The organism is Ruegeria sp. BHSA162, assembly GCF_059613385.1.
Window position 1 is genome coordinate 1 of the sequence record NZ_JBXWSK010000040.1, and the last position, 24,713, is coordinate 24,713.

Consider the following 24,713-nt stretch of genomic DNA (forward strand, 5'->3'; position numbering starts at 1 on the left):
CCGGGTTGCACCCTGCCCAGCAACCCGCGCGCCAGCCGGTCGGTCATTTGTTCCAGTTCACCATAGGTGATCTCGGTCGTAGCCTCGGAAGACAGATCGAGGATCGCCACCTGCTCACTAGGCCGCGACAGGCACTGACGTGCCATGTTCAGCCTGGGCGGAATGTCCCAGCTGCCACCAGACCGCAAACCCGGTATGACCTCAGCGGGACGCATGGCGTTTTTCCCCTAAATTTAAGCGACTTGCCGCGCCAAATTGAATATCGAACATCAACGAAACTTGATGCAGATCAGAGTGGCCGCCCCGTCCTGCAGGCATGGTCGGCTTGCACACAAAACCAAAGGCAAGAACATGACCAGCAAACTCGCCATCCTCACCCTTTCCACCGCGTTGGCCGCTGTTTCGGCCCCCGCATTCGCCCAGTCTCAGGGAGACTGGACCGTTGGTGTCGGTATCGGCTACCTCGACCCGAAATCCGACAACGGATCCCTCGCCGGCTTCAGCGCCGACGTCGACTCGGACACCCGCCCGATCTTCACCGCCGAGTATTTCATTCGTGACAATCTGGGCATCGAGCTTTTGGCCGCAACGCCGTTCAGCCATGACATCACGCTGGGCGGAAGTGTCGACGCGGGCAGCGTCAAGCACCTGCCGCCCACACTGTCGCTGAACTACCACTTTGCAACCAGCAGCGCCTGGAAACCCTATGTCGGCGCCGGTTTGAACTACACCGTGTTCTTTGACGAGGAATCGCCGCTGGGCGATCTGAAGGTCGACGACTCGTTCGGCGTGTCGCTGCAGGCCGGCCTGGACTACATGGTCACGGACAAGGGCGCGGTTCGCCTGAACGTCCGCTGGTTCGACATCGACTCGGACGTCACCCTCAACGGAGCCGACATCGGCAAGGCCGAGATCGATCCGTGGCTGGTTGGCGTGTCCTACGTCCATCGCTTCTGATCCTTCGATCGGAAACGCCTCGCCGTGACCTCGTCGGCGAGGCGTTTTTCTTCAGAGCATTTCGTTCATCAATTCGCGGCCGATCAGCATCCGGCGAATCTCGCTGGTGCCCGCGCCGATCTCCATCAGCTTGGCATCGCGGAAGATCCGGCTAACCGGCGCATCCGCCAGGAACCCGGCCCCGCCCATGGCCTGAACCGCCTGATGCGCCTGCACCATCGCCTGCTCGGACGCATAGAGACAGCACGCCGCCGCATCCTGCCGGGTCACGTCGCCCCGATCACAGGCCTTGGCGACCTCGTAGACATACGCCCGGGCCGAATTCATCGCGGTGTACATGTCGGCGATCTTGCCCTGCATCAGCTGGAAGGTTCCGATCGGTTTGCCGAACTGCTTGCGCTCGGCCAGATAGGGCATGATCTCGTCCAGGCAGGCAGCCATGATGCCGGTGCCAATCCCGGCCAGAACCACGCGCTCATAGTCGAGGCCCGACATCAGAACCGCAACGCCCTTGCCTTCTTCGCCCAGCACGTTCTCGAAGGGCACCTCGACATCTTCGAAGATCAGCTCGGCCGTGTTCGAACCGCGCATACCCAGCTTGTCGAAATGGGGCGAGGTTGAGAACCCTTTCATCTCTTTCTCGATCAGGAAGGCCGTGATGCCCTTGGACCCGGCCTCGGGGTCGGTCTTGGCATAGACGACCAGCGTATCGGCATCCGGCCCGTTGGTGATCCAGTATTTGTTGCCGTTCAGGCGGTAATGGTCGTTGCGCTTTTCCGCCCGCAGTTTCATCGACACAACATCCGACCCCGCTCCGGGTTCCGACATTGCCAGGGCACCTACGTGTTCGCCCGAAATCAGGCGCGGCAGGTATTTCTGCTTCTGTTCTTCAGTGCCGTTCAGCTTGATCTGGTTGACGCATAGGTTGGAATGCGCCCCGTAGGACAGCGCCACCGATGCCGAGGCGCGTGCGATTTCTTCAACCGCGATCGTATGCGCCAGATAGGTCATTTCGGCGCCTCCATACTGTTCGGGAACGGTTACGCCCAGCAGACCGAGTTCACCCATTTCCTTCCACAGCTCGTTGGGAAAGGCGTTGGTCTTGTCGATCTCGGCCGCCATCGGCTTGACCCGCTCCTGCGCCCAGCGGTGCACCATCTCGCGCAGCGCGTTCACATCTTCACCCAGATCGAATTGCATTGTCGCCGTGAACATCCGCGCTCTCCTCTTTCGCGTTAATGAACAGGTGTTCAATAAACTGATACAGACCTTTCCCCGCGCGGTCAATCATCGCGTGACCCAAATGAAAAAGCCGCCCTCGGGCGGCTTTTGCAGTGTTCGAGCGTGCGCCGCATGGCGCACTCGATTGAATTACTGTTGGAAAACGGCGCCGACCTCGGCGCGGATGATGCCGGCAATCAGGCGGCAATCGTCCAGTGAGAAGGTCAACGGAACGCGCATGTCGATGATCCCGCGCAGAATCCGGTCGGTCTCGGGCATCCGTTCCGACTCGACATAGCGCCAGCTGTCATAGCGCGAGGTGAACCCGGTCGGCTCGGCCCCGCCGAACCACTTCAACTCGACTCCGCGATCGGCGCAGCGTCGCAGAACCTCGGTAATCCTGTCCTGCGCCCAATCCAGCAGAAGGAACTGGATCGACGAGCCGACATAGCTCTCCTCGGCAGGCCGCTCGACGATGGTCAGGCCGGGCGTGCCGCGCAGGCCCGCCTCGATCTCGGCATAGCGTTCGTTCCAGCGCCGCACCTGCCGATCCAACTCGCGCAACTGGGGGCGCAGGATCGCCGCGCGCAGATTGTCCATCCGCCCCGACACGTTTGGCGTGGTGTACTTGATCCGCTCGAACACCTCGGGACCCGGCACCGCAAGGTGGCGTTCGTATAGCATGTACGAGCCCGATAGCATCGTGGCTTTGGCCGCCAGCATTTCGTCATCGGTGATCAACAGGCCACCCTCGCCCGAGTTCACATGTTTGTAGGTCTGGCAGGAATAGCAGCCGATCGCCCCCTGACGGCCGGACAACTGTCCGCGCCAGGCGGCGCCCATCGTGTGGGCGCAATCCTCGATCACCGTCACCCCGGCGGCGTCGCACATCTGCATCAACCGGTCCATGTCACACAGATGCCCGCGCATGTGGCTGAGCATCAGAACCTTGGCGCGGTCCATCTTGGCCGCCAGATCGTCCAGATCGATGGTCAGCCCCTCGGTCACGCCCACGAAAACCGGGCGCGCATTGACCGAGGCGATCGCCCCCGGCACCGGGGCCAGCGTGAAGGCGTTGGTCAGAACCGCATCTCCCGGCTGGACACCCACGGCACGCAGGGCCGTGGCCAGCGCATAGCCGCCCGACGACACGGCCAAACAGTATTTCGCACCCATCTGCGCGGCAAATTCCTGTTCCAACAGGGCGGTTTCGCTCAGCTCTCCGGGGGCCACGTTGTAGCGGTGCAACCGCCCGTGACGCAGAACGGCCAGCGCCGCCTCGATCGCCGCGTCGGGGATCGGCTCCTGCTGGGTGAAACTGCCAGAAAATCGCTCGGTCATGGCGTCGTTTGTGGGGCCAGTCGCAGCGCGGGTCAAGAGATCAGGCCGCCGCGCCCACAAGCTCGGCAACGATTGCGGGCAGATCGTCGAAATGGTGCAGCAGCGCATCGGGCTGCAGTGCGGCCATGTCATCACCGGACGGGCCGAAGGTCACAAGGATCGAAGGCACCCCTGCGGCCCGGGCCGTGTTACGGTCGGTATCCGAGTCGCCCACCAGTATGCAGTGGTCGGGAAGCCCGCCGGCCCGGCGCGCCGCTTCACGCAGCGGCGCGGGGTCGGGCTTGCGCACCGGCAGCGTGTCCGCCCCCACCAACGAGCCGAACAACGCCCGCGCTCCCAGCCGCGTCATCAGCAGCTCGGCCAGCGCCTCGGGCTTGTTGGTGCAGATGCCGACACCGTATCCGGCGGCCTTCAGCGCCTCGACCGCCTGCAGCGCGCCGGGATAGAAGGTGGTGTGGGTGTCGATCGCCTGCCCATAGGCCTCGAGCAGGACCGGGTAATAGGCGTTCACGGTCTCTTCGTCATAGGCGCCCACGCGTTTCAGCCCGTGGGTCAGCATCATCCGCCCGCCGCGCAAAGCCACCGCCGCATCCTGCCCGTGCACCAGCACGTCGCCATGCCCCATCTGCCGGAAACAATGGTTGGCCGCCGCCAGCAGATCGCCCGACGTATCGGCCAAAGTCCCGTCCAGATCGAAGATGACCGTGCGCATTCTGTCTCCTTGCTCGGCAGTTTTCCGCCATGTCGTGTTGCAAACGGCAATCTTGTTTGATGGCCGAACGGCTTGCGCCTTTGCCCTCAGCGGATAAAACGGACCGCGACAAAACAAAAGAGAAAACGCATTCATGAGCACTGCCCTTGTCATCCTTGCCGCCGGAAAAGGCACCCGGATGAATTCGGATATCCCAAAGGTTCTGCACCCGATCGCCCAGGTTCCGATGCTGGTGCACGCCATGCGCGCCGGGTCGGCTCTCGCACCCGAACGCACGGTCATCGTCACCGGCCACGGCGCTGAGGCGGTGGCCAAAGTCGCGCAGACCGAGGATGAAGACGCCCGCATCGTCGTGCAGGACCAGCAGCTGGGCACCGCCCATGCCGTCGCTCAGGCGCGCGCGGCTTTGGACGGGTTCACCGGCGACGTGGTCGTTCTGTATGGTGACACCCCGTTTCTGCAGCCCGACACGCTGGAGCGCATGATCGCCGCGCGGGCTGACAACGATCTGGTGATCTTGGGCTTCGAGGCCGCCGACCCGGCCCGGTATGGCCGTTTGGTGATGAAGGGCGACGCCCTTGAACGGATTGTCGAGTTCAAGGACGCGTCAGATGAAGAACGCGCCATAACCTTCTGCAACTCGGGCCTTCTGGCCTGTGACGCGAGCACCCTGTTCGACCTGATCGACGCGGTCGGAAACGACAACGCGTCGGGCGAATACTACCTGACCGACGTGGTCGAGATCGCGCGCGACCGCGGCCTGAAGGTCACAGCCGTTTCGTGCGACGAGGCGCAGACGCTGGGCGTGAACTCGCGCGCCGATCTGGCCGCGGCCGACGCCGTGTTCCAGGCCCGCGCCCGGGCCGAACTGCTGGATCTGGGCGTCACATTGATGGCCCCCGAGACGGTCTATCTGGCCGCCGACACGGTGATCGGTCGCGACACGGTGATCGAACCCAACGTGGTCTTCGGCCCCGGCGTCACGGTCGAAAGCGGCGCGACGATCCGGGCGTTTTCGCACCTCGAGGGCTGCCATGTCAGCCGCGGCGCCGTGGTCGGCCCCTATGCCCGGCTGCGCCCGGGGGCGGAATTGGCCGAGAACACCCGTATCGGCAATTTCGTCGAGATCAAGAATGCCGAAATCGCCGAGGGCGCCAAGGTCAATCACCTAAGCTATATCGGCGATGCGTTGGTCGGCGCGGGCACGAATATCGGCGCGGGCACCATCACCTGCAACTATGACGGCGTGATGAAGCACCGCACGACGATCGGCGAGAACGTCTTTGTCGGCTCGAACACCATGCTGGTGGCCCCGGTCACCGTGGGCAGCGGCGCGATGACGGCCACCGGCACCATCGTGACCCGCGACGTCGAACCCGACGCCCTCGCGGTGGGCCGCGCCAAACAGGAAAACAAGGCGGGCTATGCCCGCAAGCTGTTCGAGATGCTGAAGGCGAAAAAGGCACGCCGGGACAAGGGAGCCTGAGTAAATGTGTGGAATTGTTGGCGTATTGGGCAAGCACGAAGCGGCACCCATCCTGGTCGAAGCGCTGAAACGGCTGGAGTACCGCGGCTATGACAGTGCGGGCATCGCAACCGTAAACGGCGGTAAGCTGGGCCGTCGGCGCGCGGTGGGCAAGCTGGTCAATCTCAGTGACCTTCTGGTGCATGACCCCCTGCCCGGCAAGTCGGGCATCGGGCACACGCGGTGGGCGACTCATGGCGCACCCTCGGTCAGCAACGCGCACCCGCATCAGGCCGGACCGGTTGCCGTGGTCCACAACGGCATCGTCGAGAACTATCGCGAGTTGCGGGCCGAACTGGCCGAGAACGGCATCGATTTCCAGACCGAGACCGACACCGAAACCGTCGCGTTGATGACGGAATTCTACATGAAATCGGGGCTGAGCCCGGTCGAGGCCGCCTTCAAGACCATCGACCGGCTGCAAGGCGCCTTTGCACTGGCCTTCCTGTTCGACGGCGAGGATGACCTGATCGTCGCCGCCCGCAAGGGCTCGCCCCTGGCCATCGGGCACGGGGATGGCGAGATGTTCGTGGGCTCGGACGCCATCGCGCTGGCGCCGCTGACCGACCGGATCACCTATCTGGAAGAAGGCGACCGCGCCGTGGTCACCCGCACTTCGGTCGAGATCCGCAACGAGGCGGGCGAGGTCGCCAATCGCGAGATCCGCAAGATCCAGCTGGATCAGACCCGGACCGATAAGGGCGGGCACAAGCATTTCATGGCCAAGGAAATCGCCGAACAGCCGGTGGTGGTGGCTGAGGCGGTCCGCTCGTACCTGCCCACCGGCGGCGACCGGGTGGTTCTTCCGGACGCGGATCTTGATTTCTCCAAGCTGGACCGCCTGACCATGGTGGCCTGCGGCACGGCCTTCTATGCCTGTCTGACCGCCAAGTACTGGTTCGAGCAACTGGCCCGGATGCCCGTCGAGGTCGATATCGCCAGCGAGTTCCGCTATCGCGAACCGCCGATCACCGACCGCACGCTGGCCCTGTTCGTCAGCCAGTCGGGCGAAACCGCCGACACCCTGGCCGCGCTGCGCTATTGCGAAGGCAAGGCCGACAAGATCGTGTCGGTGGTCAATGTCCCCGAAAGCTCGATCGCGCGGGAAAGCGACGTGGCACTGCCCATCCATGCCGGGGTCGAGATCGGCGTGGCCTCGACCAAAGCCTTCACCTGCCAGCTGAGCGTTCTGCTGATGCTGGCGCTCAAAGCCGCGGCCGACCGGGGCATACTGGACGACGATGCGCTGGCCGATCACGCCGCCGCGCTGCGCGGCCTGCCGACACTGCTGAATGCCGCGCTGGACCAGGAGGAGGCGATCCGGAAATCCGCCCAGCGCCTGTCCGAGGCGCGCGACGTTCTGTTCCTGGGACGCGGCCTGATGTACCCGCTGGCCCTCGAAGGCGCGCTGAAACTCAAGGAAATCAGCTATATCCACGCCGAGGGCTATGCCTCGGGCGAGTTGAAGCACGGCCCCATCGCCCTGATCGACAAGCATATGCCGGTGGTGGTGATGGCCCCGCGCGATGCGGTGTTCGACAAGACCGTGTCGAACATGCAAGAGGTCATGGCGCGCAAGGGCAAGGTCATTTTGGTCTCGGACGACGACGGGATCGCCGATGCCAAGGACGGGGTCTGGAGCACGATCCGTATGCCGCATGCCCACCCTTCGGTGGCGCCGATCCTGTATTCGGTGCCCGCGCAGCTGCTGGCCTATCACACGGCGGTCGCCAAGGGCACCGATGTGGACCAGCCGCGCAACCTGGCGAAATCCGTCACGGTCGAGTAAGCCCCCATGCCGGACAGCCCTCTGGACCAGATCAACGCCCATGCCGACCCCGACCGGGCCGCCCAGATGGCGGCCTATCACAAGATCGACCGCCCCTATCTTGGGGTACCGAACCCGGTGCTGAATGATCTGACCAGAATCTGGCGGCAGCAGATGGACGTGGACGCCCGCGTCGCGCTGGCCGATCAGCTGTGGCAGACCAACATCCACGAGGCGCGGCTGGCCGCCGCCAAGCTGCTGACGCAGGCCCGCATCCGTCCCGATCAGGCGGTTTGGGACCTGCTGCAAAGCTGGCTGCCCGATTTCGACGCCTGGGCGGTGGCCGATCATGCCAGCATGGCCATGCAAAAGCGCCTGTGGGCCGATCCTTCGCGGCTGGATCAGGTCGAAAGCTGGACGACCTCGGATCATATGTGGACTCGACGCGCGGCGCTGGTGGCCACCCTGCCCTGGACCAAGCAGAACCACCCCAAGCCCGAAGACCTAGAGCGCCGCGACCGCATTCTGGGGTGGGCCGTCGGTTATGTCCCCGATCGCGACTGGTTCATCCAGAAGGCGGTGGCCTGGTGGCTGCGCGACCTGTCCAAACACGACCCCGACCGGGTCCGGGCGTTTCTGGCCGCGCACGGTCACGCGATGAAGCCGTTTGCCCGCAAAGAGGCCGGCAAGTACCTGAAAGATCAGTTGGAATAAACGTCCAGTTCAACCAGTTCGTCAAACGGCACCAGCAGCGCACGCATCGCCTCAACCGACAGGCGGCTGCCGCCTGAGGGCGCCGGTACAAGTGTGATATAGGCCTGCGCGCCCGTCTTGGGAACGACCACCCGGCCATTGATCTCAGTTTCAACCAACGGCGTTTCAAGCCAGCGTCCGGGCTTGTTCGGATCGCCCAGTCCGGCAATCGTTGTCTTGGCCCCAGCCCATCCGGTGTTCACGGCCGCAACAGGCGTTGCTTCTACCTCTTCGGTCGCAGCGGCGGTTTCTGTCGTCTGCGCAGGTTCCGCATCCGGCGCGCGATCAAGTCCTTGCCGCACCGCATCACAGCCGGTCAGAAACGCAGGAATAATGACAAACAGGTATCGCATGCAACCAGCCTACCCCTGCCCGCGCCCGCGTTCCACCCCTCAAGCGCAGTTCTGACTTGTCGCAAGGCACCGTGCGCTTTACCTATTGAGCATGACTGCTCCGCTGATCGACCCGTTTGCCCGCGCAATCACCTATCTCCGCGTCTCCGTCACGGACCGCTGCGATTTTCGCTGTGTCTACTGCATGTCGGAAAACATGACCTTTCTGCCCAAGAAAGAGCTGCTGACGCTGGAAGAACTGGACCGGATGTGTTCGACCTTCATTCGGCTGGGCGTGGAAAAGCTGCGGATCACCGGGGGTGAGCCACTGGTGCGCCGTGGGATCATGGGGTTCTTCGACTCGATGACCCGGCACCTGGACAGCGGCGCGCTGAAAGAGCTGACGCTGACCACCAACGGCTCGCAATTGGCGCGGTTCGCCGACGACCTGTACGCCGCCGGGGTGCGGCGGGTAAATGTCTCTCTCGACACGTTGGACGAGGACAAATTCGCCCAGATCACCCGTTGGGGGCGGCTGAAACAGGTCTTGGGTGGGATCGATGCCGCACAGAAGGCCGGATTGCGCGTCAAGATCAACGCTGTGGCCCTGAAAGGGTTCAACGAGGAAGAGCTGCCCAAGATCACCCGCTGGTGCGCCGAGCGCGACATGGACCTGACCTGGATCGAGGTCATGCCCATGGGTGACATCGGCAACGAGGACCGGCTGGACCAGTACTGGTCGCTGAAAGACGTGCGGGCCGAGTACGAAAACCACTATACCGTCACCGATCTGGCCGAGCGCACCGGTGGCCCGGCGCGCTATCTCCGGTTGGAGGAAACCGGGCAAAAGATCGGCTTCATCACGCCGCTCAGCCATAATTTCTGTGAAAGTTGCAACCGGGTACGCCTGACCTGCACGGGCGAGTTGTACATGTGCCTGGGACAAGAGGACATGGCCGACTTGCGCGCCCCTCTGCGCGACCACCCCAACAGTGAAGAGCCACTGGAACAGGCGATCCGCGCGGCGATTACCCTCAAGCCCAAGGGCCATGATTTCGACTATTCCCGCCAGAAGATCGATGGCCAGATGAGCCGTCACATGAGCCACACGGGCGGCTGACATGGCAGACCAGTCGGGGCAACCCACGACGCTGTACCGTATGTACTGCGCGTTGACGTCCATCGCCATGCCATTGGCCTGGCGCACCGTTCGCGCCAAGCTGCAGACGGCGGGTGTTTCCGAGGTCCGTCAGCGCGAGCGGCTGGGCCATGCGAGCCAGCCCCGGCCCGACGGTCGGCTGATCTGGTTCCATGCGGCCAGCGTGGGCGAGAGCCTGTCGGTTCTGAGCCTGATCAAGCGTATGAGCGAACGGATTGAGGATGCGCAGTTTCTGATCACCTCTGGCACCCCGACCTCGGCGGCGCTGGTGGAAAAACGCCTGCCGCCGCGCACCCGCCACCAATACCCCCCGCTGGACAGCGCCGGCCCGGTGGCGCGGTTTCTGGATCACTGGCGGCCCGATGCCGGCGTCTTCGTCGAAAGCGAGATCTGGCCTCGACTGATCGTCGAGACCGCCCGGCGCGGAACGCCACTGGCCCTGCTGAACGCGCGCCTGTCCGAGAAATCGGTGGCCGGGTGGAAGAAGCGCCCCGACACCGCCCGCTTTGTCCTGAGCCAGTTCCGCTTGTTCCTGACGCAAAACGACCGCACGGCCGCAAACCTGGTCGCCATGGGCGCGCCCGCCGATCTGGTGCAGCCCGGAACCAACCTCAAGGCCATGTCCGATCCGCTGCCGGTGGATCAGGACACGCTGACGCAGATCCGCGCGCAAATCGGCGCGCGGCCGGTCTGGATCGCCAGCTCGACCCATGCGGGCGAGGAGGAGACCGTTCTGGCCGCCCATGCCGAATTGCTGAACCGCAGGCCCGATCTCCTGCTGCTGCTGATCCCCCGCCACCCGGAACGGCGGGACGAGGTCTGCGCCTTGATCGATGCCGCGGGTCAAAGCCATGCCCTGCGCAGCGCCGGGCAGCCGGTTACCCACGACACGCAAGTCTATGTGGCCGATACGCTGGGCGAAACCGGAACGTGGTACGCGTTGTGCCCGATCGTGTTTCTGGGCGGGTCGCTGAAAGAGATCGGCGGCCACAACCCGTTCGAACCGGCTCAGGCTGGCGCTGCGGTGATCACCGGGCCGGGTTACTACAATTTCGCCGAGACATTTGCCCCGCTGGTGGACAGCGGCGGCGCGGTAGAAGTCGCTTCGGCGCCGGAATTGGCCAAGGCGGTCGAGCCCTGGCTGTCGGACAGATCGGCGCTGGCAGCGGCGCAAGCGGCGGCGCAATCCTGCGTGAACACCCAGAAATCGGCGCTGGATTCGGTTGTGGATACGCTATGCGACAAGCTGGGTCTGGAGAACGCAGGCCCCTGACCGCCAGTGGCAGCGGGGGCCTGCGCCCCCGCCACGGTATCAGGCTGCGGGCATCCGCTGTTCGACGATCTCGGCCCACCAGCTGCACCCGGCAGGGATCGCCTCGTCGTTGAAGTTGTATTCAGGATGGTGGACCATCGCCGTGTCGCCATTGCCGACCAGGATATAGGCACCGGGACGTTCTTCCAGCATGTAGGCGAAGTCTTCGCCGCCCATGACCAAAGGTGCCTCCTCGCAGGCACCCGAGATCGAGCGGGCGACCTCGGCGGCGAACTCGGTCTGCTCGTCGCTGTTGATCATGACCGGATAGCCCCGGATATAGTTGACATCGGCAGTACCGCCGAATGTCGCGGCGACGCCCAAGCAGATTTCGTTGATGCGCTGCTCAGCAAGGTCGCGCATCTCTTTGCTCATCGTGCGCACGGTGCCCTTGATCTGCACTTTCTGCGGGATCACGTTGAACGCCTTTGACGAGGTCTCGAACGAGGTGACCGAAACAACGACCTGATCGATCGGGTCGGCATTGCGCGACGCGATGGTCTGCAACGCCAGAACGGCCTGCGCAGTCATGACAGTGGTGTCCACGGTTTCATGCGGTTTGGCGGCATGACCGCCACGACCTTCGAAAGTAATATCGAACTGGTCAGTCGCCGCGAAGAACGCGCCCGGCCGGATCGAGAAGCTGCCCACAGGCTTACCGGGCCAATTGTGCATTCCGTAGACTTCCTGAATGCCCCAACGCTCCATCAGGTTGTCTTCGCACATCTCGCGGCCGCCGCCGCCGCCCTCCTCGGCGGGCTGGAAGATCACAACGACGGTTCCGTCGAAATTGCGCGTTTCGGACAGGTATTTGGCCGCCCCCAGCAGCATTGCGGTGTGGCCGTCATGGCCGCAGGCATGCATCGCACCCGGCGTTTTCGAAGCATAGTCCAACCCCGTCGCCTCGTGGATCGGCAAAGCGTCCATATCCGCCCGCAATCCGATCACCTTACCCTTGGTGTCGGCCTTGCCTTTGATCACCCCGACAACTCCGGTGCGGCCAATCCCCGTGACCACCTCGTCGCAGCCGAATTCTTTCAGCTTTTCCGCAACCAGCGCGCTGGTGCGATGCGTATCGAACAGAATTTCAGGATTCTCGTGAATATCACGCCGCCAGGCGGTGATTTCATCCTGCAATTCGGCAAAGCGGTTCTTCACTGGCATCTTCGTCTTCTCTCCTAAAAATCTCAGGCCACCGGCATCCGGCGTTCGACCATCTCTGCAAACCACGAGCATCCGATCGGAATGATCTCGTCATTGAAATCGTATTCGGGGTGGTGAAGCCCGGCGCTGTCGCCATTTCCCAGGACTATGAAGGCGCCGGGACGTTCCTGCAACATGAACGAGAAGTCTTCGCCCCCCATCACCATCGGTGCTTCGGCACAGCTGCCACCGACGGCAATTGCCGCGGATTCTGCATATCCGGTCTGCTCTTCCGCGTTGATCGTGACCGGAACGCCGCGCGAGTAGGTCACCGTGGTGGTGCCACCCATGGTCGCCGCGACACCTTGCACAACTTCATTCAGTCGTTGTTCGATCAGGTCGCGCATCTCGTTCGAATGGGTGCGGACGGTGCCACGCAGCCGGGCCGATTGCGGGATCACGTTGAACGCATTCGACGAGGTCTCGACCGCCGTGACCGACAGAACGGCCTGCAAGATCGGGTCGGCGTTGCGCGAAACGATGGTCTGCAGGGCCACGATCAGTTGCGACAGCATGACCGTAGTATCCACGGTTTCCTGCGGCTTGGCGGCATGACCGCCGCGGCCTTCAAGATGGATGTCAAACTCGTCCGCCGCCGCCAGCAGAGGCCCGGAGCGAATGGCAAACTGCCCGGTCGGCAGGCCCGGCACGTTGTGCATCGCATAGACTTCCTGGATGCCGAAGCGGTCCATCAAACCGTCCTGGCACATGGCTTCAGCACCGTTGCCGCCTTCTTCGGCCGGTTGAAAGATCACGATCGCGGTCCCATCGAAGTTTCGGGTCTCGGCCAGATATTTGGCGGCGCCCAGAACCATCGCAGTGTGACCGTCATGGCCACAGGCATGCATGGCGCCCGCAGTCTTGGAGGCATATTCCGCTCCCGTCTGCTCCTGCATTGGCAGCGCATCCATATCGGCCCGCAGACCAATCACGCGGCCTTGGGTGTCGGTCCTGCCCTTGATCACGCCGACTACCCCGGTCCGGCCAATTCCGGTCACCACATCGTCGCAACCGAACTCTTTCAGTTTTTCCGCAACCAATGCGCTGGTCCGATGGGTATCGTAGAGAATTTCGGGGTGCTGATGTATGTCGCGCCGCCAACCGGTGATTTCGGGGTGCATTTCGGCAAAACGGTTCTTGATCGGCATGACTGTCTTTCCTGTTTCAGGCGATGGGCATTCGTCGTTCGACAAGCTCGGCGAACCAGCTGCATCCGGCAGGAATGGCCTGGTCGTCGAAATTGTATTCGGGATGGTGGCACATGGCCGTGTCGCCGTTCCCCAAGAAGATGTAGGCTCCGGGCCGTTCTTCAAGCATGTAGGCGAAGTCTTCGGACGGCATGATCGGATCCGTTGCGTCATTGACCTTGCCGGCCACCGCCTCGGCGGCTTCGGCGGCGAAGGCCGTTTCCGCCTCGGAGTTCACCGTCACCGGGTAGCCGGGCGTCCAGGTCACGCGGGCTTTGGCGCCAAAAGCCGAGGCTGTGTCTTCGGCGATCCGGCGCACGCGCTCCTCGGCGATGCCACGGTATTCCGGGTCCAGTGTGCGAACCGTGCCCTGCAGCTGGACCGTGTGCGCAATCACGTTCGAGGCGACGCTGTCAGTTTCAAACGTCCCCACCGTCAGCACCACCCGTCGGATTGGATCAACGGTGCGGGATACAACCGATTGCAGCGCAACCACGATATGCGATGCCACCAAGGTTGTATCGATGGCTTCATGCGGCGCGGCGGCGTGGCCACCTTTGCCGGTCACGACAATCTCGAACTCGTCCGACGACGCCAGCAGCGCGCCGGGCCGGATTGCGAACTCTCCGACAGGCAGGCCGGGCATGTTGTGCAAGCCGTAGACTTCCTGAATGCCCCATCGATCCATAAGCCCATCGCGGCACATGGCCAGACCGCCTGCTCCGCCTTCTTCGGCCGGTTGAAAGATCAGTACCACCGTTCCGTCGAAATTGCGCGTCTCGGCAAGGTATTGCGCAGCGCCGAGCAAGATCGACGTGTGCCCGTCATGCCCGCAGGCATGCATCTTGCCCGGCACGGTCGAGGCATAGTCCACTCCGGTCGCCTCGTTGATCGGCAAGGCATCCATGTCGGCCCGCAACCCGATCACCCGCCCCTGCGTGTCCGTCCGCCCTCGGATCACGGCCACGACACCGGTTTTACCTATACCCGGCGTGATTTCATCGACACCGAACTCCTTGAGCCTATCGACAACGAAGCCGGCGGTTTCATGTACGTCGTACATCAACTCGGGATGCGCATGCAGGTGCCGCCGCCACTTGGTGATCTCGGCGTGCATTTCGGCAAGTCTGTTTTTGACCGGCATGTTCAACTCTCCGAGCTTCTGATTGAAATCCTGAGTTTCCAGTGCCTCTTTTGGGTCACGCCGCCAGTTTGTAGACCAGACGCTGCATGAAGTCATGGCCGGCGTTGAACTGAGCGATCGTGATGTATTCGTTCGGCTGGTGCGCCTGGGCGATATCTCCGGGTCCACAGATCACGGCTGAGTAACCGGCTTCCTGAAACTGACCGGCTTCGGTGCCATAGCTGACGACATGGGTTGCGTTGTCGCCCGTAAGGGCGCGCACCAGCGTCTCGGCCTCGCCATCTGTTTCCGGGACCAACGCCGGAACGGCAAAGCTGGCCTTCACCTCGATATGGGCGTCCGGATGCACTTGCTGCATCTTCCTTTCCGCCACTCTTACCTGTTCCAGATAGGCTTCTTTCCAAGCTGATGCCTGCTCGCCGGGGACGACCCGGAAATCCATCATGAAACGGCAATCCTTGGCCGTTATGTTGTGCGCAGTGCCGCCCTTGATCATGCCCACGTGACAGGTTGTCCAAGGAGGATCAAAGACTGCCGCGATATCGCTGGGGTCCGCCGCCATGTTGATGTCGTTCTGCGCATTTGCCCAGTCGATCAGCGGCGCGGCATACATTATCGCATTGACACCGGTATGCATGATCGAACTGTGCACCTCGTATCCAACCACGTGGGTATCAAAGCCGAAGCCGCCCTTGTGGCCGGTGACGGCCTGCATCATCGACGGCTCGCCCACCACCACGGCCGAGCCCTTGGGCAGAACCTCCTGCATGGCGACGATCATGGGCGGCGCACCGGTGCAGCCGACCTCCTCGTCAAAACTCAGCGCCAATTGCAGCGGGCGCTTGACGTCGGCGTATTGCGCCTCGACCAGCGCCCAGATGGCGAGGGCGTCAAAGCCCTTCATGTCACAGGTACCACGTCCGAAATACTTGCCGTCCCGTTCGGTCACGACAAACGGGTCGCTGTCCCAGGGTTGTCCGTCCACCGGCACCACATCCGTGTGACCGGAAAGCACGACCGCGCCTTCCTCCCAGGGGCCGACATGGGCAAACAGGGCCGCCTTGTGCGGCTGGTCCGGATCCGGCCATCGGTGGGCGCGGATACCGTGGCCGTTCAGGTAGTCTTCGACCCAGTCGATCAGCGGCAGGTTGCTGTCGCGGCTGACGGTGGGAAACGAGATCAGCTTGGTCATGATCTCAAGCGGAGTCAGGCGCTGTGGCATATGGGTCAGTAACCGCTGTCGGTCGTCAGAATGAAGTGACCCGGCTCGACCTCGCGGTATTCCGAAGGCGCAGGCTCATAGCCGATTGGGTGAATTGGAGACGGGATCGGTTTGAAATTCAGATCTTTTTCCGACTTGCGCTGATTGGGATCGGCGATCGGAACCGCCTTCATCAATGCCTGCGTATAGGGGTGCTGCGGGTTCTCAAAAACACGCGCCCGTGGGCCCAGTTCGACGATCCGGCCCAGATACATCACACCCACGTGGTGGCTGACCCGCTCAACCACGGCCATGTCGTGGCTGATAAACAGATAGCTCAGGCCAAGTTCGGACTGCAATTCCATCATCAGGTTCAGAACCTGCGCCTGAACAGAAACGTCCAGCGCGGAAACGGCTTCGTCCGCAATGATCAGTTTCGGGTTCAGGGCCAGCGCCCGGGCAATCGCAATTCGCTGCCGCTGCCCACCCGACATTTCGTGCGGGAACCGGCGCATGAAGCTGCGTGGCAGGTGCACCTTGTCGAACAGCTGTGCGACCCGGTCCTGCAGTTCCGACCCCGATGCCACGCCATAGTTGCGCATCGGCTCGGCCACCTGATCAACCAACTGCATCTGCGGGTTCAGCGATGCGAATGGGTCCTGAAAGATCATCTGCATGTCCAGGCGGGCCTTGCGCAGGCCCTTCTGGTCCAGCTTCATGATGTCCACGCCATCAAGACTGATTTCACCCGCCATGGGCTCGATCAACCGCAGGATCGAGCGTCCGGCCGAAGATTTTCCACAACCCGACTCGCCGACGAGGCTCAGCGTCTGCCCTTTGTTCAGGGTGAACGAGACGTCTTCGACCGCGTGCACATTCGAAATGGTGCGGCGCAGGATCCCGCCTTTTACCGGGAACCGCGTGGTCAGGTTCCGGACTGACAGCAATACATCCTCGGTTCCGGGAATCGGGGCGATCTTCTGTCCTTCGACACCCAGCAACTTCATCGGCTCGGGGGCGGATTTTCCGCGCATCTCACCCAGCTTGGGCACCGCGGCCAGCAGAGCCTTGGTGTAGTCATGCTGAGGATTCTCGAAAATCTCGGTGACGGTGCCCTCTTCGACCTTGTTGCCGCGGTACATGACGACAACCCTGTCGGCCATCTGGGCGACCACGGCCATGTCATGGGTGATGAACATGACCGCCGTGCCGGTTTCACGCTTCAGCCGGTCCATCAAGGCGAGGATCTCGGCCTGGATCGTCACGTCCAGAGCCGTGGTGGGTTCATCGGCGATCAGCAGGCGCGGCTCGCAGGCCATGGCCATTGCGATCACAACCCGCTGGCGCATCCCGCCCGACAATTCGTGCGGATACTGCTTGAGCCGCCGCTCGGGTTCGGGGATGCGGACCTGTTTCAGCAGTTCCAAGGCGCGTGCTTCGGCCTGGGACTTGGACATATCCTTGTGAATCCGCAGCCCTTCGGTCAGCTGTCGCCCGACCGTGAAAACAGGGTTCAGCGCAGTCATCGGTTCCTGAAAGATCATCCCGATTTCGTTGCCGCGAATCTGCTTCATGAGGTCCTGATCGGCCTTGGCCAGATCCAGTTCGGTCCCGTCGTTGCGGTCGAAAATCAACTGTCCGCCGGCGATTTCACCCCCGCCGAATTCAACAAGGCGCATCAATGACAACGAAGATACGGACTTGCCCGATCCCGATTCGCCCACGATGCAGACGGTTTCGCCCGGACGGACCTCGAACGAGACGTCCTCGACCCCGACGACGGGCCCATCCTTGGTTTGGAATTCGACCCGAAGTTCCCTGATCTGGGCGATAGGCTGATCCAGCACGCGAGCGCTCCCCTTGGCTGCATGAGTGTTTTCTTTGCCGAACGCTAAGGCGGGCTGACAGGAAAAGTCAAACGCATTGCCAGTTTCGCTGCGGCAAGGCTTGCAATTTCTGCAAACTCTGTTTCGATACCCCGCGTAACCGTGCCGAGAAATTGGGCGTAGTGCGCAGATATTTGCGCAATTGTCTTTTGTTTCAGTGGCTTGAGCCCGGCACGGCAACGCCAAATCCGCAGGCCTTGCGGAGAAAATCGAGACACGAATGTGTCCAACAAGGAGTGTATGATGAAAATCAAAACCCTTTTGCTTGGTGCGATTGCAAGCACGGCGATGGCCCCGATGGCCATGGCCGAGCGCGGATCGGACGGCAACGTCAGCATCATCTATTGGCAAGCACCCTCGATCCTGAACCCGTTCCTGTCGGGCGGCACCAAAGACGTCGAAGCGGCCTCGCTGGTGATCGAACCTCTGGCCCGCTACGACCAGGACGGCAACATGGTGCCGTATCTGGCAGCCGAAATCCCGACCGTCGAAAACGGCGGCGTGAGCGAGGACCTCACCTCGATCACGTGGAAGATCGCCCCGGGGATCACCTGGTCGGATGGCACGCCGTTCACCTCGGCCGACGTGAAATTCACCGCCGATTACTGTATGGACCCCGAAGGTGGCTGTGCGCAGGTGACCAAGTTCGAAGGCGTCACCAACGTCGAAGCTGTGGATGATCTGACCGTCAAGGTCACTTTCGAAAAGCCGACCCCGTTCCCCTACGGTCCGTTCGTCGGCGGCGAAAGCCCGATCATTCAGGCCGCTCAGTTCGCGGACTGCATGGGCGCGAAAGCTCCGGAATGCACCGAGCAGAACTTCAACCCGATCGGCACCGGCCCGTTTGTCGTCACCGAGTTCAAGCCGAACGATGTGATCACCTTCAAGGCCAACGACAACTATCGTGACCCGGCGAAACCGGCCTTCGCAACCGTGACCTTCAAGGGCGGCGGCGATGCGACTGCGGCCGGTCGCGCCGTGATGGAAACCGGCGAGTTCGACTATGCCTGGAACCTGCAGCTGGCGCCCGAAGTTATCGCGCAGATGCAAGAAGGCGGCAAAGGCACTCCGGTGGCAGGCTTTGGCCCGCTGGTCGAGCGCATCATGCTGAACCAGACCAACCCGTCGCCCGAACTGCCGGAAGGCGAGCGTTCGACGGCCAAGCACCCGCACCCTTTCTTGAAGGATCCGGCGGTCTACAAGGCTATGTCGATGGCAATCGACCGCCCGCTGCTGGTTGAGATCGGCTATGGCCAGGCGGGTAAAGTGACCTGCAACTGGGTGCCGGCTCCGGCTGCGTTCAACTCGACCTCGATGACCTGCGACACGCAGGATATCGAAGGCGCCAAGAAACTGCTGGATGATGCCGGCATCGTCGACACCGACGGCGACGGCGTCCGCGAGAAGGATGGCGTTCCGCTGAAGATCGTCTATCAGACCTCGACCAACGCCGTCCGTCAGGACTTCCAGGCGCTGATCAAGGAATGGTGGAGCCAGATCGGCATCGAAACCGAACTGCGCAACATCAACGCCTCGGTCTTCTTCGGTGGTGACCCGGGCTCGCCCGACACGTTCCAGAAGTTCTATGCTGACGTCGAGATGTACGCCAACACCTTCAACGGCACCGACCCGCAAAGCTATCTGGGCAACGGCCTGTGCGACAAGGCACCGCGTCCCGAGACCCAGTGGCAGGGTGAGAACATCAGCCGCTTCTGCAACGAAGAGTTCGACAAGCTGCATGCCCAACTGGCGCAGACCGCCGGTCTGGAGCAGCGCGCCGAAATCGCGAAGCAGCTGAACGACATCATGGTTCAGAACGGCGGCATGATCCCGCTGGTCCACCGTGGTCGTCTGTCGGCCCACGCAAACACTCTGGGCGGTGTCGTCCTGAACGTGTGGGACAGCGAACTGTGGAACATCGCTGACTGGTACCGCAAGACCGGTTCCTAAGCGCTAGCCTTGCACAGCCGCGTCCCGATCTGTATCGGGGCGCGGTCTTTCGCAAGTTCCACCAACAAGAAGACGCATATAAAGGCGCCTCTTAATGCTCAACTTCACCATTCGACGACTGATCCTGGCCGTTCCGACGCTGTTGTTCATCAGTCTCGTCATCTTCCTGTTGCTCGAGCTCGCCCCCGGCGACCCGATGGCACAGGTTCCGCTTACCGTTCCGCCTGAAGTCAAAGAGAAGATGCGCGAGGCGCTTGGCCTCGGCCAGCCTATGCATGTCCGGTTCTGGAAATGGATCGTGCAGTTCTTCTGGATCGAACCGCAGGTTTTGGTCGACCACATCTTTGGCACCACCTTTTCCGAAGGTGACCTGCGTGTGATTTCGTGGCAGACCCGCTCGCCCGTCATGGACATCGTCGTTCAGCGTATCCCGCAGACCCTGTGGGTTGTAGGCACCGCCTATGTGGTCGCCATCCTGATCGCCCTGCCCATTGGCATCTATTCGGCCTATCGCCAGTATTCCTGGTTCGACCAGATGGGCACCTTCGTGTCGATGGTCGGCTTCTCGGTTCCGCCGTTCTTCTCGGGGGTGCTGGTGATCGTGATCTTCTCGGTCCAGTTGGGCTGGTTCCCGTCGATCTATGACACGACGCATGTGGTCAATGACTGGGACAGCTTCGTCGTTCAGCTGAAACAGATGATCATGCCCGTGATGGTGCTGGCGCTGCAGATCACTGCGCAGCTCAGCCGCTTCATGCGCGCCTCGATGCTGGACAACCTCAACCAGGATTACGTCCGTACCGCCCGCGCCAAGGGGCTGAGCGAGTACACCGTCGTCATGGTGCATGTCCTGCGCAACTCGATGATCCCGGTGGTTACCGTGATCGCTCTGGGTATTCCGGCGATCTTTGGTGGCGCGATCATCACCGAGCAGGTGTTCAAGGTGAACGGCATCGGCCAACTGCTGATCGGCGCCATTCAGGCCAATGACCTGCCGATGGTGCAAACGCTGACCTTCATCTTTGCCGTGCTGATCGTCCTGTTCAACCTGATCGCAGACGTTCTCTATGGCATTCTGGACCCGAGGATCCGCTATGACTGATCACAATCAATCAGACACGCTGGTCCCTGATGAGGGCCTTGCGCCGGCCTCGACGGCCTTGCCGACTGCCGATGTAATGGAAGAACTGACCACCCCACCTCGCAGCCAGTGGCGCGACGTGTGGGACCAGTTCAAGACCCACAAGGGCGCCATGATCGGCGCGATGCTGTTCATCTTCATCGTCGCGGCCGTCTATCTGGGCCCGTTCCTGTGGACCATCGACCCGACCCAGATCGACATCCGTGCCCGCAACCAGGGGCCCAGCTGGGCCCATCCGTTCGGCACCGATCAGCTGGGCCGGGACATCATGGCGCGAATGATGTCGGGGGGGCAGACCTCGGTATCGGTCGGCATCACCGCGATGCTGCTGGCGCTGTTTTTGGGGTCGTTCATCGGCGTGGTTGCCGGGTTCTTCAAACGGCTGGACGGGCCGCTGATGCGCCTGACCGATCTGTTCCTGGCCCTGCCGCTGCTGCCGCTGCTGCTGGTGATGATGCTGCTGTTCCGCGAGCCTCTGTCCGCTGCGTTCGGGCTTGAACGTGGGATTTTCATCCTGATCGTCTGCGCCATCGGCATCACCTCGTGGATGCCTACGGCGCGGATCGTGCGCGGCGACGTGCTGGCCATCAAGGAACGCGAATTCGTTCTGGCCGCCCGCTCGATCGGTACCAGCAACACGCAGATCATCACCCGGCACATCCTGCCCAACGTGCTGTCGCCGATCATGGTCTCGGCCACGCTGGGCATCGCCACGGCGATCATCACCGAAAGCGCGCTGTCCTTCCTGGGGCTGGGCTTCCCGCCTGACTTCCCCACCTGGGGCCGGCTACTGTTCGATGGCGTCGACTATCTGCAGCAATACCCCGAGCGTGTGTTCTGGCCCGGCCTGGCAATCTCGCTGACCGTGCTGAGCGTCAACTATCTGGGCGACGGCCTGCGCGATGCGCTCGATCCGCGGATCCGCGGACGCTGAACCAAAGTCAGTCGGCGCGCCTGAGCGCGCCGGCCAACACCACGATAACCACTGCCAGCGGCAGCAGGACGGCAAAGGCCAGCCGCAGTGACAGGATCCCCGCCAAAAGCCCGATCAGCGGCGGACCGATCAGCAAACCTCCGTACCCCAAGGTGGCGACGCTGGCGATGGCCTGCCCCGGCGGAACATGCGGGTCATTCGCCGCCCGGCTGAAAGCCAGCGGCATGATCACCGCATAGCCCACGCCCATCATCGCGAATCCAGCCAGTGCCCCGACCGCGCCCCCGGCCGATACCACCAAGAACACGCCCAAAGCCGCGCAGGCTCCGCTGACCCGGGCCACCGGCACCGGGCCGAACCGGGCGATCACGAGGCCGCCTAGCAGCCGCACGGCAACCATGGACACCGAAAAAACGGCATAGCCCAAAGCCGCAACGCTTTCAGCCACACCCGTGACATCCCGCAGAAAGATGGCGCTCCAGTCAGCCACAGCCCCCTCGCCCAACGCGCCGCACATCGCCGTCAGCCCCACCAGGACCAGAACGCCACCGGGCAAAGCAAAGATCGCGGCGCCGTCGGACTCCACCCGCCGCGACGTCCATCGGACCCAGGACAACACAAGCGCCAACGCCACGGTTGCCCCGCCGGCCAGCAGAAAATGCGGCAACACGTCAAGCTGCAGCTGAACCGCGCCATAGCCGCTGAGCGCACCCAACCCGGCACCAAGGCTCCACATCGCGTGAAACGAGGACATCACCGGTTTGGCGTAGGCCTGCTCGACCTCGGCGGCCCAGGCGTTCATGGCCACATCCATCGAGCCGTGGAAGGCCCCGAAGATGAACAGGAACGCGGCCAGCATGGCGAAGCTGTCGGCGGCCGCAAGAAGGATCAGTGAGGCCGTGTACAGGACCGCGATCACCCGCGTCACGGTCACCGCGCCAAACCTGTCGGTCAGGCGTCCGGTGACTGGAAAGGAACACACTGCCCCGGCCGCCATGAACAGCAGGCCATAGCCCAGTTCCTCGTGGCTCAGCCCCAGACGGTCACGGACGGCCGGAATGCGCGAGGCCCAGATCCCGAACAGGGCGCCGTTCAGGATGAACATGGCGGCCACGGCCCGCCAGGCTGAAACCAATCCGATCATGAAACCTGCCCTGCCTGCGAAATATCTGCCTCGCAGCAATACAGGCCGCGCGCCGGTTGGCAAGCCGCGCTATTCCAGCTTGCGGCGGATGCGGCGCACGGCCAGCCAGACAAGCGCCACTACCGGCAGCGTCACGCCTGCGGTCAGCATCCCCTTGCTGATCCCCGCATTGGTCAACGGGTACAGCAGGTAACTGACCAGCGACACGGCATAATAGCTGATAGCGACCACCGACAGGCCTTCGACCGTGTGCTGCAATCGCAGCGCCAGATCCGCCCGGCGGTCCATGCTCTCCAACAAGGCCTGGTTCTGCGCGCTGCGCTCGACATCGACCCGCGTTCGCAGCAGGTCGCCGGCGCGAATGGCCCGGTCCGAAAGTGCCTGCAGCCGCCGTTCGGTTGCCTTGACCGTGCGCATTGCCGGGTCATAGCGGCGCATCATGAAATCGGCGAATGTCTGACGCCCGTGGAAGCGATCCTCGCGCAGCGCCTCGATCCGCTGGTGCACGATGGCCTCATAGGCCCCCGTCGCGGCAAAGCGAAAGGCCGAACGCGCCGACAGCGTCTCGAGCTCGGTCGAGGTGGCCAGCAATTGCGGCAGCAGATCGTCGGGATGGGTCGTGTCCTTGGTCATCTCGCCCATCAACTGGGTCAGTTGCCGGTCCAACTCGCCGATCTGGGACATCAGGGCCTTGACCCGGGCAAAGCCCAACATGGACATTGCCTTGTAAGTCTCGATCTCGCACAGGCGCTGGATGATCCGGCCGGTGCGCCTGCGCCCGGTCCCCTCGGACACGAACAGGGCAAACCGCATGTGGCCTGCCGGGTCGATGCGAAAATCGCTGGCGCAGATCGCCGAGTCGTCCAGCACCCGCGACACCGCCAGGCTTTCCGGCTCGAACCAATCCGCCAGCGCGGCTTGCGTGGCCCCGTCATCCGGGCGCGGCACCACCCGCAGCATGATCGAGGTCACGCGCTGGCCCGGACTGGCCATCAGCCAGTCGGGGGGGAATACCTCGAAATCGGCGGGGTTGAAGGCGCGCTCGCTGACATTCTGAGTGATGGCCGTATAGGTCACGAATTCCGTGTGGTGCTCCCACTTCAACCAATGCCGCCCGATCTGGCCGGCATAGTGGGTGGCATCGGGCTGCGGATGCTGCGCCCCGTGGCGGTCCAACAGGTCGATCAGGTGAGCCATATCTTTGGCTCGGTCGCGCGCCACCGCGGCGACCGGTTTTTTGATCGCAAGGAATACAACCGTGCACGGCGCCTGCGCCACGGGGAACGGCCGCGCGTGCAATTCATTGGCCAGCGCATAGCGCAGCGGATGATCCTCGATTGGCGTCATGAGCGGCTCCTTGTGTTCCGGGCACTATACGACACCGAAGCATTTCATCAATTATCTTTTTATTTCATATACTTACATGGATACCGCGGTATACAAGCCGGCTATCTCATTGATTTGGCTGCCAGAGCTCGATCGGATTGCCCTCGGGGTCGTGCAGGCGGGCGAATTTTCCGATCTCGCTGTTCCATTCGTCACGGGTCTCCACCTCGATTCCAGCCGCACGCAGCTGGTCGACCATGGCCGCCAGATCGTCGACGCGGAAATTGATCATCCATTGCTGCGCGGCATCACCGAAATAGTCTGTGTCTTCGGCGAATGGGGCAAACACGGTGTAGCCTTCGCGCTGCTTCCACGGAACCGGGTCATAGTGATTGACGCCCAGATTGGTCTCGTACCATTGCGACAGAGCCTTTGAATCGCGGGCGCGAAAGAACACGCCGCCGATGCCGTTTACCTTATGCATGGAACACCTCCTGCCGATTGGGGTTGATACGGC

At 62.6% G+C, this 24,713-nt stretch carries 21 protein-coding genes and 1 pseudogene; 9 read left to right on the forward strand and 13 right to left on the reverse strand.

Annotated features, from left to right (window positions below; genetic code table 11):
* A pseudogene (locus AC2FM5_RS12235) lies at positions 1–215 on the reverse strand (AMP-dependent synthetase); the annotation flags it as partial.
* Positions 216–351: 136 nt separating this feature from the next.
* Between AC2FM5_RS12235 and AC2FM5_RS12240 the strand changes: the two are divergent.
* The gene (locus AC2FM5_RS12240) at positions 352–957 is read left to right on the forward strand and encodes an OmpW/AlkL family protein (RefSeq protein WP_170357333.1); all 606 of its coding nucleotides are present in this window, start codon (positions 352–354) and stop codon (positions 955–957) included.
* 51 nt (positions 958–1,008) lie between these two features.
* Here AC2FM5_RS12240 and AC2FM5_RS12245 read toward each other — a convergent pair whose 3' ends face one another.
* The 3 genes from AC2FM5_RS12245 to AC2FM5_RS12255 form a co-directional block, all read right to left on the reverse strand.
* A complete protein-coding gene (locus AC2FM5_RS12245; RefSeq protein WP_170340987.1) occupies positions 1,009–2,172 on the reverse strand; it encodes an isovaleryl-CoA dehydrogenase in 1,164 nt (387 codons plus the stop codon).
* A 156-nt stretch (positions 2,173–2,328) separates the two neighbouring features.
* Positions 2,329–3,519 carry a DegT/DnrJ/EryC1/StrS family aminotransferase gene (locus AC2FM5_RS12250; RefSeq protein WP_496735837.1) on the reverse strand — a complete coding sequence of 397 codons (1,191 nt, stop codon included), beginning with the start codon at positions 3,517–3,519 and terminating at the stop codon, positions 2,329–2,331.
* 40 nt (positions 3,520–3,559) lie between these two features.
* Positions 3,560–4,231, reverse strand: coding sequence for an HAD-IA family hydrolase (locus AC2FM5_RS12255; RefSeq protein ID WP_170357330.1), 672 nt, complete (start codon positions 4,229–4,231; stop codon positions 3,560–3,562).
* 133 nt (positions 4,232–4,364) lie between these two features.
* On the opposite strand from AC2FM5_RS12255, the gene glmU reads away from it, so the two are divergent.
* The 3 genes from glmU to AC2FM5_RS12270 are packed head-to-tail and all read left to right on the forward strand — an operon-like array spanning position 4,365 to position 8,238.
* The gene (gene glmU, locus AC2FM5_RS12260) at positions 4,365–5,717 is read left to right on the forward strand and encodes a bifunctional UDP-N-acetylglucosamine diphosphorylase/glucosamine-1-phosphate N-acetyltransferase GlmU (protein WP_496735839.1); all 1,353 of its coding nucleotides are present in this window, start codon (positions 4,365–4,367) and stop codon (positions 5,715–5,717) included.
* Between the two features lie 4 nt (positions 5,718–5,721).
* On the forward strand, positions 5,722–7,545 hold the full coding sequence (glmS, locus tag AC2FM5_RS12265; RefSeq protein WP_496735841.1) for a glutamine--fructose-6-phosphate transaminase (isomerizing): 1,824 nt from the start codon (positions 5,722–5,724) through the stop codon (positions 7,543–7,545).
* A 6-nt stretch (positions 7,546–7,551) separates the two neighbouring features.
* Positions 7,552–8,238, forward strand: a complete 687-nt coding sequence (locus AC2FM5_RS12270) for a DNA alkylation repair protein (protein ID WP_496735843.1) — start codon at positions 7,552–7,554, stop codon at positions 8,236–8,238.
* Here the strand turns inward: AC2FM5_RS12270 and AC2FM5_RS12275 are convergent.
* On the reverse strand, positions 8,226–8,630 hold the full coding sequence (locus AC2FM5_RS12275) for a hypothetical protein (RefSeq protein WP_170340976.1): 405 nt from the start codon (positions 8,628–8,630) through the stop codon (positions 8,226–8,228). The two genes, AC2FM5_RS12270 and AC2FM5_RS12275, sit on opposite strands and share 13 nt — an antisense overlap.
* A 91-nt stretch (positions 8,631–8,721) precedes the next feature.
* Here AC2FM5_RS12275 and moaA point away from each other — a divergent pair, with 91 nt between their 5' ends.
* Positions 8,722–9,729, forward strand: coding sequence for a GTP 3',8-cyclase MoaA (moaA, locus tag AC2FM5_RS12280; protein WP_496735845.1), 1,008 nt, complete (start codon positions 8,722–8,724; stop codon positions 9,727–9,729).
* 1 nt (position 9,730) lies between these two features.
* Positions 9,731–11,041 (forward strand): 3-deoxy-D-manno-octulosonic acid transferase, encoded by a 1,311-nt coding sequence (locus AC2FM5_RS12285; RefSeq protein ID WP_496735847.1) that lies wholly within the window; start codon positions 9,731–9,733, stop codon positions 11,039–11,041.
* 39 nt (positions 11,042–11,080) lie between these two features.
* On the opposite strand, the gene AC2FM5_RS12290 is transcribed toward AC2FM5_RS12285, so the two are convergent.
* Genes AC2FM5_RS12290 through AC2FM5_RS12310 form a run of 5 tightly spaced genes read right to left on the reverse strand, consistent with a single transcriptional unit; the run spans position 11,081 to position 17,662 of the window.
* A complete protein-coding gene (locus AC2FM5_RS12290) occupies positions 11,081–12,244 on the reverse strand; it encodes a M20 aminoacylase family protein (RefSeq protein WP_496735849.1) in 1,164 nt (387 codons plus the stop codon).
* A gap of 23 nt (positions 12,245–12,267) precedes the next feature.
* Positions 12,268–13,431 (reverse strand): M20 aminoacylase family protein, encoded by a 1,164-nt coding sequence (locus AC2FM5_RS12295; protein WP_496735851.1) that lies wholly within the window; start codon positions 13,429–13,431, stop codon positions 12,268–12,270.
* 16 nt (positions 13,432–13,447) lie between these two features.
* A complete protein-coding gene (locus AC2FM5_RS12300; RefSeq protein WP_496735853.1) occupies positions 13,448–14,614 on the reverse strand; it encodes a M20 aminoacylase family protein in 1,167 nt (388 codons plus the stop codon).
* 55 nt (positions 14,615–14,669) lie between these two features.
* On the reverse strand, positions 14,670–15,836 hold the full coding sequence (gene argE, locus AC2FM5_RS12305; protein ID WP_170371509.1) for an acetylornithine deacetylase: 1,167 nt from the start codon (positions 15,834–15,836) through the stop codon (positions 14,670–14,672).
* Between the two features lie 5 nt (positions 15,837–15,841).
* Complete coding sequence (locus AC2FM5_RS12310; protein ID WP_170365839.1) at positions 15,842–17,662, reverse strand: dipeptide ABC transporter ATP-binding protein; 1,821 nt, start codon at positions 17,660–17,662, stop codon at positions 15,842–15,844.
* Positions 17,663–17,944: 282 nt separating this feature from the next.
* On the opposite strand from AC2FM5_RS12310, the gene AC2FM5_RS12315 reads away from it, so the two are divergent.
* The 3 genes from AC2FM5_RS12315 (at position 17,945) to AC2FM5_RS12325 (ending at position 21,726) form a co-directional block, all read left to right on the forward strand.
* Positions 17,945–19,651 (forward strand): peptide ABC transporter substrate-binding protein, encoded by a 1,707-nt coding sequence (locus AC2FM5_RS12315; protein ID WP_496735856.1) that lies wholly within the window; start codon positions 17,945–17,947, stop codon positions 19,649–19,651.
* A 94-nt stretch (positions 19,652–19,745) separates the two neighbouring features.
* On the forward strand, positions 19,746–20,753 hold the full coding sequence (locus tag AC2FM5_RS12320; RefSeq protein WP_170340351.1) for an ABC transporter permease: 1,008 nt from the start codon (positions 19,746–19,748) through the stop codon (positions 20,751–20,753).
* Positions 20,746–21,726, forward strand: coding sequence for an ABC transporter permease (locus tag AC2FM5_RS12325; RefSeq protein WP_093964881.1), 981 nt, complete (start codon positions 20,746–20,748; stop codon positions 21,724–21,726). The genes AC2FM5_RS12320 and AC2FM5_RS12325 overlap by 8 nt, the downstream gene beginning before the upstream one ends.
* 7 nt (positions 21,727–21,733) lie before the next feature.
* Here AC2FM5_RS12325 and AC2FM5_RS12330 read toward each other — a convergent pair whose 3' ends face one another.
* From AC2FM5_RS12330 to AC2FM5_RS12340, 3 genes are all read right to left on the reverse strand, one after another.
* Complete coding sequence (locus AC2FM5_RS12330) at positions 21,734–22,870, reverse strand: MFS transporter (RefSeq protein WP_496735860.1); 1,137 nt, start codon at positions 22,868–22,870, stop codon at positions 21,734–21,736.
* Between the two features lie 69 nt (positions 22,871–22,939).
* Positions 22,940–24,217 carry a DUF3422 family protein gene (locus AC2FM5_RS12335; RefSeq protein ID WP_496735863.1) on the reverse strand — a complete coding sequence of 426 codons (1,278 nt, stop codon included), beginning with the start codon at positions 24,215–24,217 and terminating at the stop codon, positions 22,940–22,942.
* A gap of 106 nt (positions 24,218–24,323) precedes the next feature.
* The gene (locus AC2FM5_RS12340) at positions 24,324–24,680 is read right to left on the reverse strand and encodes a VOC family protein (RefSeq protein WP_496735867.1); all 357 of its coding nucleotides are present in this window, start codon (positions 24,678–24,680) and stop codon (positions 24,324–24,326) included.
* Positions 24,681–24,713 lie beyond the last annotated feature (33 nt).